At 53.3% G+C, this 17,707-nt stretch carries 15 protein-coding genes and 2 tRNA genes; 4 read left to right on the forward strand and 13 right to left on the reverse strand.

Annotated elements, in window-relative coordinates:
• Positions 1–4: 4 nt before the first annotated feature.
• From odhB to sdhC, 6 genes are all read right to left on the reverse strand, one after another.
• Positions 5–1,618 carry a 2-oxoglutarate dehydrogenase complex dihydrolipoyllysine-residue succinyltransferase gene (gene odhB, locus ACT3UM_RS15620; protein WP_498900273.1) on the reverse strand — a complete coding sequence of 538 codons (1,614 nt, stop codon included), beginning with the start codon at positions 1,616–1,618 and terminating at the stop codon, positions 5–7.
• 38 nt (positions 1,619–1,656) lie between these two features.
• Positions 1,657–4,491: a 2-oxoglutarate dehydrogenase E1 component gene (locus ACT3UM_RS15625; protein WP_498900305.1), complete on the reverse strand. Its 2,835-nt coding sequence runs from the start codon at positions 4,489–4,491 to the stop codon at positions 1,657–1,659.
• Between the two features lie 349 nt (positions 4,492–4,840).
• Positions 4,841–5,551, reverse strand: coding sequence for a succinate dehydrogenase iron-sulfur subunit (locus tag ACT3UM_RS15630; RefSeq protein WP_240716121.1), 711 nt, complete (start codon positions 5,549–5,551; stop codon positions 4,841–4,843).
• Between the two features lie 27 nt (positions 5,552–5,578).
• The gene (gene sdhA, locus ACT3UM_RS15635; RefSeq protein ID WP_498900276.1) at positions 5,579–7,351 is read right to left on the reverse strand and encodes a succinate dehydrogenase flavoprotein subunit; all 1,773 of its coding nucleotides are present in this window, start codon (positions 7,349–7,351) and stop codon (positions 5,579–5,581) included.
• Between the two features lie 3 nt (positions 7,352–7,354).
• Positions 7,355–7,702 (reverse strand): succinate dehydrogenase, hydrophobic membrane anchor protein, encoded by a 348-nt coding sequence (gene sdhD / locus ACT3UM_RS15640; RefSeq protein ID WP_071695724.1) that lies wholly within the window; start codon positions 7,700–7,702, stop codon positions 7,355–7,357.
• A complete protein-coding gene (sdhC, locus tag ACT3UM_RS15645; protein WP_196518187.1) occupies positions 7,696–8,073 on the reverse strand; it encodes a succinate dehydrogenase, cytochrome b556 subunit in 378 nt (125 codons plus the stop codon). Before sdhC ends, sdhD begins: the two co-directional genes overlap by 7 nt.
• Before the next feature lie 503 nt (positions 8,074–8,576).
• Here sdhC and gltA point away from each other — a divergent pair.
• Positions 8,577–9,863, forward strand: coding sequence for a citrate synthase (gene gltA / locus ACT3UM_RS15650; protein ID WP_035577576.1), 1,287 nt, complete (start codon positions 8,577–8,579; stop codon positions 9,861–9,863).
• A gap of 727 nt (positions 9,864–10,590) precedes the next feature.
• Here gltA and ACT3UM_RS15655 read toward each other — a convergent pair.
• The 3 genes from ACT3UM_RS15655 to gltX all read right to left on the reverse strand — a co-directional run bounded on the left by ACT3UM_RS15655 (position 10,591) and on the right by gltX (position 12,441).
• Positions 10,591–10,666: transfer RNA gene (locus ACT3UM_RS15655), tRNA-Glu, on the reverse strand.
• 62 nt (positions 10,667–10,728) lie between these two features.
• A tRNA-Ala gene (locus ACT3UM_RS15660) sits at positions 10,729–10,804 on the reverse strand.
• Between the two features lie 155 nt (positions 10,805–10,959).
• The gene (gltX, locus tag ACT3UM_RS15665) at positions 10,960–12,441 is read right to left on the reverse strand and encodes a glutamate--tRNA ligase (RefSeq protein ID WP_498900280.1); all 1,482 of its coding nucleotides are present in this window, start codon (positions 12,439–12,441) and stop codon (positions 10,960–10,962) included.
• A 307-nt stretch (positions 12,442–12,748) separates the two neighbouring features.
• Here gltX and ACT3UM_RS15670 point away from each other — a divergent pair, with 307 nt between their 5' ends.
• The gene (locus ACT3UM_RS15670) at positions 12,749–13,273 is read left to right on the forward strand and encodes a helix-turn-helix domain-containing protein (RefSeq protein ID WP_035577572.1); all 525 of its coding nucleotides are present in this window, start codon (positions 12,749–12,751) and stop codon (positions 13,271–13,273) included.
• A gap of 5 nt (positions 13,274–13,278) precedes the next feature.
• On the opposite strand, the gene ACT3UM_RS15675 is transcribed toward ACT3UM_RS15670, so the two are convergent.
• Positions 13,279–13,869 (reverse strand): hypothetical protein, encoded by a 591-nt coding sequence (locus ACT3UM_RS15675; protein WP_498900282.1) that lies wholly within the window; start codon positions 13,867–13,869, stop codon positions 13,279–13,281.
• Positions 13,870–14,015: 146 nt separating this feature from the next.
• On the opposite strand from ACT3UM_RS15675, the gene ACT3UM_RS15680 reads away from it, so the two are divergent.
• Positions 14,016–14,822, forward strand: coding sequence for a sulfite exporter TauE/SafE family protein (locus ACT3UM_RS15680; protein WP_498900284.1), 807 nt, complete (start codon positions 14,016–14,018; stop codon positions 14,820–14,822).
• Between the two features lie 118 nt (positions 14,823–14,940).
• Here the strand turns inward: ACT3UM_RS15680 and ACT3UM_RS15685 are convergent, their stop codons facing one another.
• Both ACT3UM_RS15685 and ACT3UM_RS15690 read right to left on the reverse strand, forming a co-directional pair.
• Entirely contained in the window at positions 14,941–15,264 is a 324-nt protein-coding gene (locus ACT3UM_RS15685) for a helix-turn-helix domain-containing transcriptional regulator (RefSeq protein ID WP_498900286.1), read from the reverse strand.
• A 1-nt stretch (position 15,265) separates the two neighbouring features.
• The gene (locus ACT3UM_RS15690) at positions 15,266–15,661 is read right to left on the reverse strand and encodes a type II toxin-antitoxin system RelE/ParE family toxin (protein WP_498900288.1); all 396 of its coding nucleotides are present in this window, start codon (positions 15,659–15,661) and stop codon (positions 15,266–15,268) included.
• 197 nt (positions 15,662–15,858) lie between these two features.
• Here ACT3UM_RS15690 and ACT3UM_RS15695 point away from each other — a divergent pair, with 197 nt between their 5' ends.
• Positions 15,859–17,223: a hypothetical protein gene (locus ACT3UM_RS15695; RefSeq protein ID WP_498900290.1), complete on the forward strand. Its 1,365-nt coding sequence runs from the start codon at positions 15,859–15,861 to the stop codon at positions 17,221–17,223.
• A gap of 262 nt (positions 17,224–17,485) precedes the next feature.
• Here the strand turns inward: ACT3UM_RS15695 and ACT3UM_RS15700 are convergent.
• Positions 17,486–17,707: helix-turn-helix domain-containing protein (locus ACT3UM_RS15700; protein WP_498900292.1), on the reverse strand; the 222-nt coding region annotated here is incomplete at its 5' end.

Here is a 17,707-nt window from a genome sequence, read left to right on the forward strand (position 1 = left end):
TGCTTTAGACATCCAGCAGCAGACGAGCCGGGTCTTCCAGCAATTCTTTTAAGGTGACCAAGAACTGAACGGCGTCTTTGCCGTCGATCATACGGTGGTCATAGGAGAGCGCCAGATACATCATCGGGCGGATCTCGACCTTGCCGTTGACTGCCATCGGACGATCCTGGATTTTGTGCATGCCCAGAATGGCGGTTTGCGGCGGATTGATGATCGGGGTCGACATCAACGAACCAAAGGTGCCGCCATTGGTGATGGTGAAGGTACCGCCGATCATGTCATCCATGCCCAGCTTGCCGTCACGACCACGCTTACCGAAATCAACAATCGTGCGTTCAACGTCAGCAATTTTCATGCTGTCGGTGTCGCGCAGTACCGGCACGACCAGACCACGGTCGGTGGAAACGGCTACGCCGATATCCTGGTAACCGTGATAGACAATGTCGGTGCCGTCGATCGAGGCGTTCACATCCGGATAACGCTTGAGCGCTTCTGAAGCTGCTTTGACAAAGAAGCCCATAAAGCCCAGCTTGATATCGTGAGCTTTTAGGAACGTCTCTTTGTACTGCGCACGCAGGGCCATGATCTCGGTCATGTCCACTTCGTTGTACGTGGTCAGCATCGCCGCGGTTTGTTGCGCCTGTACCAGGCGCTTGGCGATGGTCTGACGCAGGCGGCTCATCGGCACGCGCTTCTCGATGCGCTCGCCTTCGGCAGCCGGTGCAGCGGCAGCTTTCGCCGGTGCAGCTGATTTCGCTGCTTTCTTGGCGGAACCGTCTTTGACCGCTTTCTGAACGTCTTCTTTCAAGATGCGGCCACCTTTGCCGGTGCCCTCAATCTTGGCAACGTCCAGGTCGTGCTCGGCAACCATTTTACGTGCGGCCGGGGCGAGGATTTTGTCACCGACTTTCTCATCGGCGCCATCGTCATCGCTGCCGCCTGATTTAGCGGATGCGGAATCGCCACCGCTACTGTCTCCAGCACTATCGCCACCAGAGCTATCGCCACCAGCACCTTCGGTGAACACGGCCAGAATCGCTTCGGATTCTACCTGGCTACCCTCTTCGGCTTTAATTTCAGCCAGGGCGCCATCGGCCGGAGCAACCACTTCCAGCACGACTTTGTCGGTTTCAATATCTGCCAGCACTTCATCACGCTTAACCGCTTCGCCGACTTTTTTGTGCCACGTCGCTACGGTGCCTTCCTGAATCGACTCAGGGAAGCTGGGGGCTTTGACATCGTGCTGCTTGCCGCCACCGCTGGCTTTTGGCTCTTCTTTCTTATCATCAGACGTTTTGTCGTCAGATTTTTGCTCGGATTTTTCAGCACTGTCATCGTCAGAAGATTTCTCTTCTTTTTTGCCGCTGTCGCCAGAGGCACTGCCTTCACCGATTTTGCCTAATATCTGCTCAGACTGAACGGTATCGCCCTCTTCGGCCATCACGTCGGTCAGTGTGCCCGCTTCCGGTGCGACAACTTCGAGTACTACTTTGTCGGTTTCGATTTCAACAATCAGCTCGTCACGCTCAACGCTGTCACCCGGCTTCTTATGCCACGCCGCCACTGTGCCTTCGGCAACGGATTCCGGAAAGGTTGGCGCTTTGATCTCAGTAGCCATGTCGTTTCCCTTATGTGTTCTCTAAATCCGGTGGCCGCTTATAAATTAAAAGCGTCTTCCACCAGCTGGCGCTGCTGTTCAGTGTGGACGGACATATAGCCAGCTGCAGGAGCAGCAGAGGCAGGACGTCCGGCAAATTTCAACTCGCGTCCGAGGCCGTCTTTCAGCATATCGGCCACTGCACGCATATTGTGCTGACTGGAGTACCAAGCGCCCTGATTAAGTGGTTCTTCCTGGCACCACACAATGTCTTCTATGTTGGTGTAGTTTTGCAGCGCTTCCAGAAGCTCTTCTTTCGGGAAGGGGTAGAGCTGCTCAACACGTAAGATTGCTGTGTCATGACGCTCATTCTCAGCGCGCCACGCAGCCAAATCGTAGTAGACCTTGCCAGCACATAGCACCACGCGGGTGACCTTCTCTGGCGCAAGATCCGCCTGGTCAGCAAGTACCATGTGGAACTTACCGTGGGCGAGATCTTCAAGGCTCGACGTCGCTTCTTTATGGCGCAGCAGCGATTTAGGTGTCATGACCACCAGCGGCTTACGCAGCGGACGAATCACCTGACGACGCAGTAGATGATAAATCTGCGCGGGGGTGGTCGGTACACAGACCTGCATATTGTGCTCGGCACACATTTGCAGGAAGCGCTCCAGACGTGCCGAAGAGTGCTCAGGCCCCTGGCCTTCATAGCCGTGTGGTAACAGCATGGTTAAACCACACACCCGGCCCCACTTCGTCTCACCTGAAGAGATGAACTGGTCAACGACCACCTGGGCACCGTTAAAGAAGTCACCAAACTGGGCTTCCCAGATCACCAGATCATTCGGCGCAGTGGTTGAGTAACCGTACTCAAACGCCAGCACTGCCTCTTCCGAAAGGATAGAGTCGTGAATGGTGAAACGCGGCTGCCCATCGGCCATGTTCTGCAGCGGAACGTAGGTAGTACCGTCTTTCTGGTTATGCACCACCGCATGGCGGTGAGAGAACGTACCGCGACCCACGTCTTGCCCGGTAATACGAATCGGGTGACCTTGTTCCAGCAGCGTGGCGTAAGCCAGGGTTTCAGCGAAGCCCCAGTTAAGCGCCAAACCACCGGCCTGCATTTTACGGCGGTCTTCATAAATCTTGGCCACCTGGCGCTGTACGTCAACGCCATCAGGCACCTCGCACATACGAGCAGCCAACTGCTGCAGACGCTTCATATCAAACGTAGTGTCGGCATTGCCAGACCATTCGTGGCCCAGGTAAGGCGCCCAGTCAACGAACAACGAAGCGTTGGGCTCTTGCACCAAGGCATTGGCAACGTGGTTGCCTGCCACTAGATCATCGCGATAGGTTTCGATCATCGCTTTGGCGTCTTCTTCAGAGAGCACGCCCTGCTCAACCAAACGCTTGGCATACAGCGTACGCGCAGAAGGATGATCTTTGATCTTGGAATACATCATCGGCTGCGTGCCTGACGGCTCGTCAGCTTCGTTGTGGCCACGGCGACGGTAACAAACCAGATCGATCACCACGTCCTTTTTGAACTGCTGGCGATAGTCGAGAGCAACTTGAGTCGCGTGCAGCACTGCGTCTGGGTCATCGCCATTGACATGAAAAATTGGCGCTTGAACCATCTTGGCAATATCAGTGCAGTATTCGGTAGAGCGCGCATCCAGCGGATGCGAGGTGGTGAAGCCCACTTGGTTGTTAATCACAATGTGGACGGTGCCACCGGTTTTATAAGCACGGGTCTGGGACATCTGGAATGTCTCCATCACCACGCCTTGACCGGCAAACGCAGCATCGCCGTGGACGTTGATCGGCAGCACTTTGCTGCCCTCTTCGTCGTTACGACGATCCTGGCGGGCACGCACCGAGCCCTCTACGACTGGCGCGACAATTTCCAGGTGCGACGGGTTGAACGACATCGCCAAATGGACTTCGCCGCCCGGGGACATGACGTTCGAACTGAAACCCTGGTGATATTTCACATCACCTGAGCCGCGCTCGATGACTTTCTTGCCGTCGAACTCATCGATCAAGTCAGTTGGGTTTTTACCCAAAATATTGACCAGCAGATTGAGTCGTCCACGGTGTGCCATGCCGATGACCACTTCCTTGGTGCCATAGCCGCCAGCACGCTGGATAAGCTCATCCATCATTGGCACAAACGATTCGCCGCCTTCAAGACCAAAACGCTTGGTACCTGGATACTTGGAGGCCAGGTAATTCTCCAAACCTTCGGCGGCCGTCAAACGCTCCAGCACGTGCTTTCGCACGTCGGCGCTGAAATCAGGCGCACTGCGTACCGACTCAAAACGCCGCTGTAACCAGCGTTTCTCTTCCGTATCGACGATATGCATGATCTCGCAGCCGATGGAGCGGCAGTAAGTGCGCTCCAACGCATCCACGATGTCACGCAGTGGTGCTTTGTCGATGCCTAAAAAGAAAGAACCGGTTTGGAACTCGGTGTCCAGGTCAGCTTTTGAGAGCTGATGAAAAGACAGATCGAGATCGGGGACGGGGGTGGGATTACGCAGTCCTAGCGGGTCGATATTGGCCTTTTGATGGCCACGGAAGCGGTAAGCGTTAATCAGCTGCAGGACTTTCACCTGCTTTTTATTCTCACCGCTATCGGCAGCGGCAACTACACGGCCCGGACGACTTTCGCGCCCCAGCTGGTAGAACTGATCACGGACTGGGCTTAGTGGAACATCGTGGGAGGCACTGCCCTCGGGACGCGGCAACTCATCAAAATAGCTGCGCCATTCGTCAGGGACAGACTCAGGATCGGCGAGGTACTGCTCGTAAAGCGCTTCCACGTAGTGAACATTGCCGCCACTAACGTGAGAGGAACGCCACATCAACTCCATTATGCCTTGTTGCATCTCTCGGTCACCCTGCACTGATGGGGTGGTATCGGTATCGTCGCAAAGGTGCGGCGACATCGCTATTGCCCTGCCGGCGGGGCGGGACATTTGCCGGCGGCGCCGGCCAACGGCCGGAAACCCTGTTCATCTAGCTATTCGTCGTCTAACGATCATACGGTGTTTCGTCTTCAGTTCATGCTCGAAAGCCGGTACCCAAGGCACCGGCTTTCAAACTTGTCTGATCAGCGGTGCGACGTGACGCCGCACCGCGTGACAAACCCTATGATAACAAGCGAAGCGCCATGATTTAAGTGGCATTGTTAACCTACTTAAGTGGCACACGCTTTTTTACTCAAATGTCATAGACTTAGGTAGCATCTGCGAGAAGCATTTCGCGAATTTTACCGATCGCACGAGTGGGATTCAGCCCTTTTGGGCAAACCGCCACACAGTTCATGATGCCACGGCAACGAAATACCGAGAACGGATCTTCCAAATCACTCAAGCGCTCACGGGTTGCCGTATCACGGGAATCGGCCAAAAAGCGGTAAGACTGCAGCAGACCCGCTGGGCCTACGAACTTCTCGGGATTCCACCAGAACGACGGGCACGACGTTGAACAGCATGCGCATAGAATACACTCATACAAGCCATCTAGCTTGTCGCGCTCTTCCGGCGACTGTAGGCGCTCAATGGCCGGTGCCGGGGTGTCGTTCTGCAGGTACGGCTGAATACGCTCGTACTGCTTATAGAACAACCCCATATCGACAACCATATCGCGAATAACCGGCAAGCCCGGCAGCGGACGCAGCGTCAGCTTGTTGTTTTTAACAACGTCTGACAGCGGCGTAATACACGCCAAGCCGTTTTTACCGTTCATGTTCATGCCGTCAGAACCGCACACGCCTTCGCGGCAGCTGCGACGAAACGCCAAACCGCTGTCTTGCTCCTTCATCATATGAAGGACATCCAGCACCATCACATCGCGGCCTTTGGTATCGACCTGAAACTCCTGCATGTAAGGTGCGGAGTCGGTTTCCGGATTGTAGCGGTATACGGATACCTGAAGATTGGACATAGTGACTCCCTCTCGTCTATGCGGCGTTTAGTAGGTACGAACCTTAGGCTCGAACGTATCAACAGTTTTCGGCTTGAAGTTAACGTCGCGTTTTTTCAGCTCTTTCGTCGCCGGGAAGAACAGCGAGTGCTTCAGCCAGTTGACGTCATCACGGTCTGGATAGTCGTAGCGCGAGTGGGCGCCGCGGCTCTCTTTACGCTCAAGGGCAGCGATCGCCGTCGCTTCTGCCACTTCCATCAAGTTATCAAGCTCTAACGCTTCTACACGTGCGGTGTTGAAGGCGTTGGACTTATCAGGCAGGTAGGCGTTGGCGATGCGCTCACGCAGCAGCGCTAACTTGTCGACGCCTTCCAGCATGTTTTTCTCTTCGCGGAATACACCGAAGGAGGTCTGCATGATTTCCTGAAGCTCAGCTTTCAGCTCAGGAATGCTTTCGCCACCTTCAGACTCGTTCCAGCGCGTGATCCGCTTCATGGCCGACTCAATGTCCGACTCGGAAGCGTCCAGGTACTCAATGCCTTCGTTCAGAGCGCCTTCGATAAACATACCCGCGGCGCGACCAAACACTACCAGATCGAGCAGTGAATTACCGCCCAAGCGGTTGGCACCGTGAACAGATACGCACGCCGCTTCACCGCAGGCAAACAGACCGTTAACGATATGATCGTTACCGCTTTCGTCCATAGTAATCGCCTGGCCATGAATGTTGGTCGGAATACCGCCCATCATGTAGTGGCAGGTGGGTACGACCGGGATCGGATCTTTTGCCGGATCGACGTGAGCAAAGGTCTTGGACAGCTCAACGATACCCGGCAGACGCTTGCCGAGAACTTCTTCACCCAGGTGATCAAGCTTCAGGAAGACGTGATCGCCCTTCTCACCACAGCCGCGGCCTTCGAGGATCTCCATGACCATCGAACGAGCGACGACGTCACGGCCCGCCAAATCTTTGGCGTTCGGCGCATAACGCTCCATAAAGCGCTCGCCGTCTTTATTGATCAGGTAACCACCTTCACCACGGCAACCTTCTGTGACCAGCGTGCCCGCACCGTAAATACCGGTCGGGTGGAACTGCCACATCTCCATGTCTTGCATCGGGAAGCCCGCACGCAGCGCCATGCCGATGCCGTCGCCGGTATTGATCAAAGCGTTAGTCGTGGAGGCGTAAATACGGCCTGCACCACCGGTGGCGAGTACCGTGGCCTTGGATTTAACGTGCACCACTTCGCCTGTCTCGATGCACATGGCGATACAACCCACCACGTCACCGCTGGCATTTTTAACCAGATCCACCGCGTACCACTCGTTGAGGAACACGGTATTATTCTTCAGGTTGTTCTGATAAAGCGTGTGCAGCAGCGCGTGACCGGTACGGTCAGCTGCGGCACAGGTACGTGCTGCCTGACCGCCTTCACCGAAGTTCTTCGACTGGCCGCCAAACGGGCGCTGATAGATGCGGCCGTTATCCAAACGCGAGAATGGCAGGCCCATGTGCTCAAGCTCAAATACCGCTTTCGGGCCTTCAGAACACATATACTCTGCCGCGTCCTGGTCAGCGATATAATCGCCGCCTTTAACGGTGTCGTACATGTGCCAGCGCCAGTCATCATTCGGGTCGTCGGACGCGATCGCACAGGTAATGCCACCCTGAGCAGAAACGGTGTGAGAGCGGGTCGGGAACACTTTTGATAACACGGCCGTCTTTTTACCGGACTTTGCCAGCTCAAGCGCGGCTCGCAGGCCAGAGCCACCGCCGCCAATGATAATGGCGTCAAACGTCAGGCTACGCAGATTAGACATGTATCAAGCTCCCCACAGAATTTGAATGCCCCACACCAAGTACACGAAAATGCCCAGGATGATGACAGCTTGGACACCCACGCGCAGGCGAGTGGACTTGAGATAGTCGGTGGTGACGGTCCACAGACCGATCCAGGCATGTGCGGCTATGGCAACAAAGGCCAACAGCGAGAAAATCCGCATCCACGTCTGGCTGAATAGACCGCTCCACGCGTAATAATCAAGGTTCGGATTAAACAGCAGGAAGGCAACGATAAAGACCGTATAGAGGGCCAAAATAACAGCAGAAACGCGCTGCATCAGCCAGTCAGAAAGCCCACTACGGCCAAAACTTGTAATGTTAGTTACCATACCCAAACTCCTGCCAGAATAATCAGAACGGCGCTGACCACCACGGTGATCTGCGCTTTTTTAACGCCACCCTCAAGGGTTACCCCAATGTCGGCATCCATCAGCAGGTGCTTGATACCTGCTACAAAGTGAAATGCCAGTGCAGACAACAGCCCCCAAGCAATCAGCTTAGCCAAAAAATTATTGGCCAGCGCATCGCTAACGGCGTCGAAACCCGCAGGAGATGACAAGGATTTACCCAGCGCCCAAAAAGCGAAGATCAGGCCAACGAACAGGATGACACCCGTGATGCGGTGTGTGATCGACGTCAGCGCCGGCAGTGGAAAATGTATCGTAGTAAGGTCTAGGTTTACGGGTCGTTTGCTATTCACGGCTTTGTACACACTCTCTTGGCCCGCTCTGCGACAGGTCGGGCATGGCCCGAGCGGGCGGTGGTTGCTGGAAGGGGCTCGGCCGTTGCCAAGTCGGGCACGACCACCTACCTGCCGGTCGCGCGACGTGGATTATAAGAACCTTCGCCCTCGCTTACAAACCGAACTCAGCCCTAACTCGACTATGGTGCAAGAAAATTGTCTTCATCCTGAGTCGATTTTGCGCTGCAGCATGGTTATAGTGGCAAGAGACTAGCAGTTTGATAAGCCTGTTAACATATTATGTTAGAATACAGGCAAAAATCTCTGGCGTTTTGCTACACTGCACGCACTTTCATCATATACAAAAATTACCCACAACAACAATGTTTGTACAACATTCGGCTAGCGCATAGGCTAATTGACAAAATGTCGCACGCTTCTATAGTGGGCAAGCCTTTTCGCCGGCGCGGTATGCGCAGCAATGACTTTACGTCCCAACCCGAATTCGAAAGGAGGCCAGCATGGCTGACAGGAAAGCGACATTGACGGTAGACGGTCTGGATAAACCGATCGAGCTACCCATGTATTCCGGCACACTTGGCCCCGACGTCATCGACGTACGCGGCTTAGGTGCTGAAGGCCTGTTTACCTACGACCCCGGCTTTATGGCCACCTCTTCTTGCCAGTCTGCCATCACCTATATTGATGGTGGCAAGGGCGTACTGCTTCACCGCGGTTACCCCATTGACCAACTGGCCAAAGAGTCCAATTTCGTGGAGGTGTGCTACACCCTGCTGTTTGGCGAGCTACCCAACGACGAACAGTACGCAGAATTTGAATCGCGCATTCGTAACCACACCATGGTTCACGATCAAATCAATAACTTCTTTAAAGGGTTCCGCCGCGATGCGCACCCGATGTCCATCTTGTGTGGCGTAGTAGGCGGCCTAGCGGCCTTCTACCATGACCATATGGACATCACTAAAGAAGAAGATCGCGAGATCAGCGCGATTCGCCTGATTGCCAAAATGCCGACTCTGGCGGCCATGTCGCACAAGTATAATGTCGGCCAGCCGTTCAACTACCCGCGCAACGACCTGAGCTATGCAGAGAACTTCCTCTACATGATGTTCAGCAACCCATGCGAAGAGTACAAAATCAACCCGGTATACGCGAAAGCCATGGACCGCATCTTTATGCTGCATGCGGATCACGAGCAGAACGCCTCCACCTCGACAGTACGCCTGGCAGGCTCCACGGGCGCCAACCCGTTCGCCTGTATCAGCGCAGGTATCGCGGCACTTTGGGGCCCCGCTCACGGCGGCGCTAACGAAGCCGTGCTGGCCATGCTTGATGAAATCGGCGAAGACTCCGAAGAGAACATCCAGCGCTTTGTCGATAAAGCCAAGGATAAGGACGACCCGTTCAAGCTGATGGGCTTTGGTCACCGCGTTTATCGTAACTTCGACCCGCGCGCCAAGGTAATGAAAGAGACCTGCGACGAAGTCCTAGCCGAACTCGGCATGGCTGACGATCCGCAGCTCAAAATTGCCAAGCGTCTTGAGCAGATCGCCCTTGAAGACGAATACTTCATTGAGCGTAAGCTGTACCCGAACGTTGATTTCTACTCGGGCATCATCCTGAAAGCGATGGGTATCCCCACCAATATGTTCACCGTGATTTTCGCGGTATCGCGCACCATTGGCTGGATATCTCATTGGCACGAAATGCTCAGCGAAAGCTACAAAATTGGTCGTCCGCGCCAGCTCTATATTGGCCACGATCAGCGTGACTACCCGAAAAAATAAATCCCCCCCCGCTTGATAGCACGACCAAAGGCCACCCTCGGGTGGCTTTTTGCGTATGGGCTGATTAATGCCCTGTTTTAGGCTAGGCCACCAAGGCAGCAACATGTCGCTAACGATTCCTTCTATTCCCTTGATCAAGATCGTCGCCTAGCCGCCACTCTTAGTAGGCCACATAGAGAAGGCAGGAATAACTTACTGAGCAGCTCAGCGGGATAGGCTGGGGGCAATAGAGCTTGATAGGCTAGCTAAGGCGTGCCAGCTAAGGAAGCTCGCTCAAAAGCATTTTACTTAGCCCTATTGAATCATTTACTGAACCATGACACCGCCATAAGAATGCCTAAATAGCCGCTTATATCGCTTGACTTTTTTGCTACTGGGTATTGCTCAAGGTTTTCCACACTATCTGTGGATAACCCTGTTCACAACCACTTCAAAACGTCCCAGAATCGCCATGAACAGTGGGCCATCCTTAAATTGGTCATTTTTTGACCTAACATAAGCTATTGTTTTTAAAGGGTTTAAGTTCTGTTCAAGTTTTTTTACGTCAACAACAAGGGGTTGTGCACAACCCTAAAACCAGAAGCGCAAAAGTGGACAAGTCAAGCACAAAATCGTCCAAAAATTGTCGATTTGTAGCTCTCCTGTGAACGACAGACATACAAAATGCCAGCAGATGAGAGAACTCATTGCCAGGGGAAATAAACGATTAGGAAGGGTAGTAAAGTAGTGGCGTCCCATAGGGGGTTCGAACCCCTGTTACCGCCGTGAAAGGGCGGTGTCCTAGACCACTAGACGAATGGGACGTAAATCGAGCCGCTTCGCAAAACCATTACTGAAAACCTGTTACTAAAAAGCTATCACTAATTGGTGGAGCCTAGCGGGATCGAACCGCTGACCTCAACACTGCCAGTGTTGCGCTCTCCCAGCTGAGCTAAGGCCCCACATGTCGCGAAGACGGAGCGTATAATACTGATTACGCAGACCTTCGTCAATAGGAAAAGGCCTGCTAAATCTCTAAAACCCCAGCCGTTTTAAAACCCCGTAGGTTTACGCCCTACGAGGCTTAAAATACACGCAAGGATTCGCTCAATCGCGGTTACGCGATTTCACGAAACTCTTTCTCAAAACGCTTAGCCTGCTTCTTGGACACACCGCCCAATACGTCTATCGCGCTGCGCAACCGCGCTCGCGTTACATCAGAGCCAAGAATCGCCATGGCGTCCATAACGGAGGTGCTAGACGTACTGCCAGTAATAGCAATAAACACCGGAGCCAGGAACGCCTTCATTTTTATATCAAAGTGCTCAGCAAGCAGTTTAACTTCGCTCAACAGCGCGTCTTTATTCCAAGCTGAGACACCCTCAAAGCGCCAGACAAGGAACTGAAGCAGCTTCACAAGCTCCTCGTCCTCCATCTTCACACTTTCAAATGACGCTTGCGTCAGCGCCGGCAGGCCCGAGAAGAAGTGCCCTGCCAATGGCATAAACTGGGAAAGCGTCTCTACCCTCGGCCGCACCTGCGGCAGAATCTGCTTAACGTAGGCTTCATTGAAAGCCCATTCACGCAGCGCGCTCAACAGTGCGTCGTCGTCGAGGTCTTCGCGGATATACACCCCGTTCAACCAAGTGAGCTTCTCCAGGTCGAATACGGGGCCACCTAAAGAGACACGCTGAACATCAAATTCCGTCATCATCTCCCTCAGGCTAAATTTCTCGCGCTCGTCGGGCATCGACCAGCCCATCCGCCCCAAATAGTTGGTAACGGCCTGGGGTAAAAAGCCCATCCGGCGATAATAATTGATAGAGGTCGGGTTCTTGCGCTTGGAGAGTTTGGATTTATCCGGGTTGCGCAGCAGCGGCATGTGACAAAGTTGCGGCATTTGCCAACCAAAATACTCATACAGCAGTTGGTGCTTTGGTGCGGAGTTAATCCACTCCTCGCCTCGCAATACGTGGGTAATCGCCATGAGGTGGTCATCGACCACATTGGCTAAATGGTAAGTAGGCATGCCATCTGATTTAAGTAGAATTTGTGCATCTACCTGTGCCCACTCCACCTCAATAGTGCCGCGCAGCATATCGTTGATTACGCACACGCCCTCGGCAGGCACGTTCATACGCACCACATGCGGCCAACCCTCTTGCTCACGACGCGCTTGCTCTTGGCTATCCAGTGCTAAATCTGCAGGCTTTAATGCCAAATGCAGGCCCGCCGCTTTGCGGGATTCGCGTAACTCATCCAACTCTTCACTGGTGCGGTAGCACTTAAACGCATGCCCGGCATCCAAAAGCTGTTGGGCGTGCTGGGCATAAATATCGCCACGCTCGCTCTGCCGATAAGGGCCATAGGGGCCACCTACATCCGGGCCTTCATCCCACTCAAGCCCCAGCCAACGCAGCGAATCGAGAATCATCTGTTCCGACTCAGGCGTAGAACGCACCCGATCAGTGTCTTCAATACGCAGAATAAATTGGCCACCATGCTGACGCGCAAAACAGAGGTTAAAAAGCGCAATGTAGGCCGTACCAACGTGGGGGTCTCCAGTGGGAGAAGGTGCAATGCGAGTACGTACGGTCATGAAAACGTCCTATTGGCAAAAATGCATGGCAATATTATACGCACCTTAGGCGCAACCAACAGCGTTGCTCAGGGAACAACTTGCGCAAGAAAGCGTCAGAGAAATTAACTCCACGTTATTTGTCCACTAATGCGCGCTAAAGCACAATCGCTTAGTATGGCTCTGCAGCAACACCTTGGGCGCATACCCCAAGTTTGAGACAGACCAATAACGTATGTTCATAGCGCCACTATTTTTGTTTGTTGAAAGACATACCATAGTGGAAAACAGCCAACGAGCTTGTTTAGCTCATCATTAGGAAGACGAAATGGAATCGCTAGGCTCACGTATCAAGCAACTGCGGCTTAGGGCCAAGCTCAACAAAGCTGCCCTCGCACGCAAAGTTGGCGTGTCAGATGTCACCATTTCTTATTGGGAATCCGGGGCGATCAAACAGATCGGTCACGAACGCTTAGTTGCGCTCGCAGACGCCCTCGACTGCTCCCTGGCAACACTATTAGAAGGTGATAGCGCGCCCGAGCTATTAACGTTGACCCATACTGGCCCCCTCCCCTGGGAACAGGTACAGGCAACCACCATTAAAGTGCCCAGTCATCTGCCGTTGCATATCGACTGGAAAGCCCCGTGCGTGATGGCAACTCCCGGCCAAGGTACAGATTTTTCGCCAGTTAATGCTGGTGACTTACTGCTGCTCGGGCCGACCCATGTGTTTCACAAAGCGGGCCACTATGTAGTGCAACGCGACGATCGTTTCGTCATTGAGCACTTCGCCAAAGCCCCAAGCGACACATCGATTCATGCAGTACTGTTAGCCCATTGGCATCCTGCCTAAAGCGTCTACCTCCCCGGACTCTCTAGCACTTCCACCTGGTCACGCGTTTGCCTTGGCTCACTCCCCACCAAGAAGCGCCGTGAGTAGGTGGCCACTTGGCCCAGCCCATGGCGGGATTGATTTACCAGCTCTCCCGCCAGGTGCTGGCCCTCGTGGCCAATACGCGTCTGAACGGCTTCCGGCTGTACGCTGCCTTCGGAAACCTCAACCTGCACTATATAGCCACCGTCGGGTAAGCCACTGCCTGGACCAAATGGCCCCGCTGCAAACACGCCATTTTGTATGCGTGTCCGCTCCCGCCAACGCACGCTGCTAATCTCGCGCTCGACGATAATCTGCACCAGTGTTTCGTCAGGTAAGTTGCTCTCGCCTTCCACCATTAAACGCCGATCGCTGCGCAGTGATACATGCGCAAATATCTCGACCACCAGCGGCGCTACCTCTTCCTCCGCTTCTGTCTCGGCAGCTGTCGGTTCAGGGGCTGACGTTTGTGCTGCGGTTGAGGACGGTTCACTTGGTTCATCTGTTCCGCCACACCCTGCCAGTAGCGCAACAGACACTATTAACACGCCAACACTGCTCATTACATTGCGCATACACACTCCGAAATATTACTTGTTCTGCAGCTTACCACTGCATAGCCGCTACCACAGTGGAATACTCATTTTTGGCCCCGCGCAAGTCCTCGCTTCCGGTACAATATGCTTATCATGCTAACAAGACACTTTGAGGAGCAGCGGCTTTGGAGATCATTTGGTGGTTGGCCTATATAGCACTGGGCGGTTTCGTGGGTCTGATGGCGGGCTTATTGGGGATTGGTGGTGGGGGCATTATGGTGCCTATCCTAACGTCCCTTTTTGTACTGCAAGGCGTGCCTCACGAGCACCTTGCCCACTTGGCTTTAGGCACCGCCATGGCGGCCATCATTCCCGCCTCTACCGCTAGCTTGCTCTCCCACCATCGGCACGGGGCCGTTCGCTGGGACATCGTGCGCTTTATTACCCCAGGCATATTAGTCGGCACCTTTTTGGCGACCTTTATCGCTGCCCAGATTCCCACCCGCGGCCTGGCCATCTTTTTCGCCTGCTTTATGCTGCTAATGTCGCTGCAGATGCTGGCGAATATCAAGCCCAAACCCAACCGCGGCTTACCTGGCCCTCTTGGTGTCAGCGGCGTCGGCCTTGCCATCGGCGGTATTTCTGCGCTCGTTGCCATTGGCGGTGGTTCACTGACAGTCCCCTTCCTCACTTGGTGTAATGTCAAACTCCCCCGCGCGATTGGCACCTCAGCAGCCGTAGGGCTACCCATCGCTGTTGCCGGGGCGCTAGGCTACGTCATCAACGGCTGGTCTACCCAAGGGCTGCCCAGTGCAGCGCTCGGCTACGTTTACCTGCCAGCGCTACTGTTAATGGCGCCCTTCAGCATACTCACTGCCCCCATCGGGGCAAAATTAGCGCATAAGCTACCCGTTAAACTCCTCAAACGGGTATTCGCTTTTATGCTGATGGGGTTAGCACTACAGATGGTCTATGCGGTGTTTACGGCGTGAGGGGGCTAGGTGTGAAGAAAAGAGAGTAAACAAGCGAGCAGAAAGAGAACAGACCCGTCATGGAGTCGACAATTGACTGCCCCGCCCTAGTCATAACATCAGGTGTTAAGCCAATCGCTTAGGCGGCACTAATTGCATGAACTTCAAGGTTCACCTTTAGCGCTTTGCGCACCGCGCCAATAATAGCAGATAGGTTATCCATGCCCGGATTCCCGGAAGGAGTCAGCATCCGGTGCAAACTTTTGCTGGGTTTTCCGGTCTGCTCAGCAAGCGCTTCAAAACCCACAGTGGCGTTAACCAGGTCACGAAGCATAAGGCGGGCGGTATCTGGCTCACCATTAAGAAATAACGTAACCGCTTCATCTAGCATCGCCTTTGCGAATGCGGGTTCCCGCTCAACGCGAGCCGCAATCGTCGCTTTAAAATCACGGGTAAGTGCCATATCACTTTTCTCCCTTTTTTACCTGACGCTTACGTTGTTTATTACTATCGCGCAGCGCTTTAGCGTTGTTAATATCAGCCTGCTGGCGTTTTTTAGTACCACCACCAAATAAAATAATCAGTTGATCACCTTCACGGGCCAAATAAATACGGTACCCAGGGCCCCAATCGATACGATATTCACCGATGCCATCGAACCACTTTATGCTCGATGCATTGCCCATCGAGATACGGTATTCAGCCGTGGCGACCTTCGCTGCTGCTTGGGCATCCAGCTGGTCAAACCACTGTTGATAAGGGCTAGATCCGTCGTCGTGTAGATATTCGCGAAGCTCAATCTTCACGACAGCTATAGTAACGTATTGGTTACTACATACCAAGCTATTGGTGTAGATCATTCACTACCATTCAGGCGGGTATTCGCTTTTATGCTGATGGGGTTGGCACCACAGATGGTCTATGCGGTGTTTACGGCTTGAGCTATTTCTTCGTGCGCGCGCCTATGGACGGCCTTCACGTTTAAAGCTTACGATTGACATTCAAAGTAAATTTCGCTCTTGTGGATTGATTAACCAAAAACAATCCTGGAGTCCACATGAACGAAACTCGTCCCGATTACACATCACAAGGTAAATATGCCCGTTTAATCCCCACGCTGGCCGACAGCAAAAAAGAGGAACGAGCAACCTCGATACTGTTGGCAGCGCTCATGTCGGTATACGAGTTTCGTAAAGCGATGCTTCAATCGATCAACTTGCGTGTTGGAGCGCGTACAAAGCTCGAAGCCTGGACTGAAGTCGTTTTCAAAGACGAAACCCTGGTCAAAAAAAAGGGGCCCGACGACAGGCCTGATGGCCTCATTGTCCTAGATACGGGACGTAAAAAATGGCATGCATTGATCGAAGCAAAAGTAGGCAGTGAGATCGTCGGAGAAGAGCAGCTACTAAAATACATCAAGCAAGCCAAAGAACACGGCATTGATGCTGTTATCACCATCACCAACCAGTTTGTAGCGTTACCAACCCACCATCCCGTCTCCATTCCTAAGAAGAACTTGCGCTCGGTTGAGATTTTTCACTGGTCATGGACATACATCGTTACGATGGCTCAGCTGCTCTTAACTCAGGACAAAATAGAAAGCCAGGATCAGAGGTTCATTCTGCATGAAGTGATGAAGTATTTAGAAGATCCAAGTAGTGGGAAGACCGGTTTTACCAGCATGAACGCCGAGTGGAAGACGGTGGTACAAAGCGCCTTTAACAACTCCAAACTTAACAAAAACTCTGATGAGGTGTTAAAGACAGTCAGTAGTTGGCACCAGGAACAGCGTGAGCTTTGCCTTCAAATGTGGCCGTTGGTCGGAGAAAAGGTCGAAGTTAAGCTTTCTAGAACTCACCGCAACGATCCTAAGCAGCGCCTTACTGATGATTGTGACAAACTAGCTTCAGAGCAGCTTCTCTCCAGCACCATTGCCATTCCTAACGCTGCTGCTGACCTGCTGGTCACCGTCGACATTACGCGTAAATCGATCACATGCAGCATGCGGCTTGAAGCACCTAGAGATAAGAAAAGCAGCTCAGCAAAAATCAATTGGCTTACCCGCCAATTACCTACTAGCGAAAAGGGGCCAGCAATTAGAGTAAAGGCTATCCGCAAAGGACAAGCCATGGATACCGATAAGCCTCTTGAAGATGTACGCCAAAACCCAATTATTTTAGATGCAGAAAACACAGACTCACTGCCTGTTTACTTTGAAGTATTTACATCACTAGACTTAGGCGGAAAATTCTCAGGCAACCGCGTTTTCATTGAGCATCTTGAAAAAATTGTTCCAGACTTCTATCGCTATGCAGGCCAATACCTGAAAGCCTGGGTAGCCCCAGCGCCACGTGTTAAGCACGTTGAAGAAGACCCTGAAGAAGAAACAGAAGCGCAGGTAACAAAGCCTGATGATGAGTAGCCAGCTTTCCCCGAGACAGCCCCTGCTGTTTTGAAGCCGAGATCCTCAACCACAAATCGGTGGATGTGGCCTTGCGGGTCAAGCTCACAGAACGGATGCTGGCCAAGGTGGATATGGGCATTGGCCCGTCACGTGGTGCGGGATCGCGAACACATCATGGATTCGGTGCTTACCCACCTGGACTCACGTTAAACGCACAAGAAAATACGCCACACCTTCAAAGGCAGAGCGCTGTTCATGTCATCCAGAGGAAACGAGACCGTTAGGTAAGGTCGCTTAGCTCTACGTCCAGCGCGGCCGCAATGCGGGTCAGCACGCTCAACGAGCCACTCTTTTTACCTGACTCTATTTCGGACAGGTAACCCTGGCTAATCCCTGCTTTTTTCGCCAGTTCACCCGCGCGCAGGCCACGGTGTTCGCGATACACTTTAACCGGTGTGACACCGTCTAAAAGCGCATCAACTACCGTCAGAGGAAAGGACTC

The sequence above is a fragment of the Halomonas sp. AOP13-D3-9 genome (genome assembly GCF_052379125.1).
Taxonomy (GTDB): domain Bacteria; phylum Pseudomonadota; class Gammaproteobacteria; order Pseudomonadales; family Halomonadaceae; genus Vreelandella.

Bases quoted from the DNA above. Each gene is read 5' to 3' on its own strand.
- odhB (WP_498900273.1), bottom strand. From the start codon at position 1,618: ATGGCTACTGAGATCAAAGCGCCAACCTTTCCGGAATCCGTTGCCGAA.
- ACT3UM_RS15625 (WP_498900305.1), bottom strand. From the start codon at position 4,491: ATGCAACAAGGCATAATGGAGTTGATGTGGCGTTCCTCTCACGTTAGT.
- ACT3UM_RS15630 (WP_240716121.1), bottom strand. From the start codon at position 5,551: ATGTCCAATCTTCAGGTATCCGTATACCGCTACAATCCGGAAACCGAC.
- sdhA (WP_498900276.1), bottom strand. From the start codon at position 7,351: ATGTCTAATCTGCGTAGCCTGACGTTTGACGCCATTATCATTGGCGGC.
- sdhD (WP_071695724.1), bottom strand. From the start codon at position 7,702: ATGGTAACTAACATTACAAGTTTTGGCCGTAGTGGGCTTTCTGACTGG.
- gltA (WP_035577576.1), top strand. From the start codon at position 8,577: ATGGCTGACAGGAAAGCGACATTGACGGTAGACGGTCTGGATAAACCG.
- gltX (WP_498900280.1), bottom strand. From the start codon at position 12,441: ATGACCGTACGTACTCGCATTGCACCTTCTCCCACTGGAGACCCCCAC.
- ACT3UM_RS15670 (WP_035577572.1), top strand. From the start codon at position 12,749: ATGGAATCGCTAGGCTCACGTATCAAGCAACTGCGGCTTAGGGCCAAG.
- ACT3UM_RS15675 (WP_498900282.1), bottom strand. From the start codon at position 13,869: ATGCGCAATGTAATGAGCAGTGTTGGCGTGTTAATAGTGTCTGTTGCG.
- ACT3UM_RS15685 (WP_498900286.1), bottom strand. From the start codon at position 15,264: ATGGCACTTACCCGTGATTTTAAAGCGACGATTGCGGCTCGCGTTGAG.
- ACT3UM_RS15690 (WP_498900288.1), bottom strand. From the start codon at position 15,661: ATGATCTACACCAATAGCTTGGTATGTAGTAACCAATACGTTACTATA.
- ACT3UM_RS15695 (WP_498900290.1), top strand. From the start codon at position 15,859: ATGAACGAAACTCGTCCCGATTACACATCACAAGGTAAATATGCCCGT.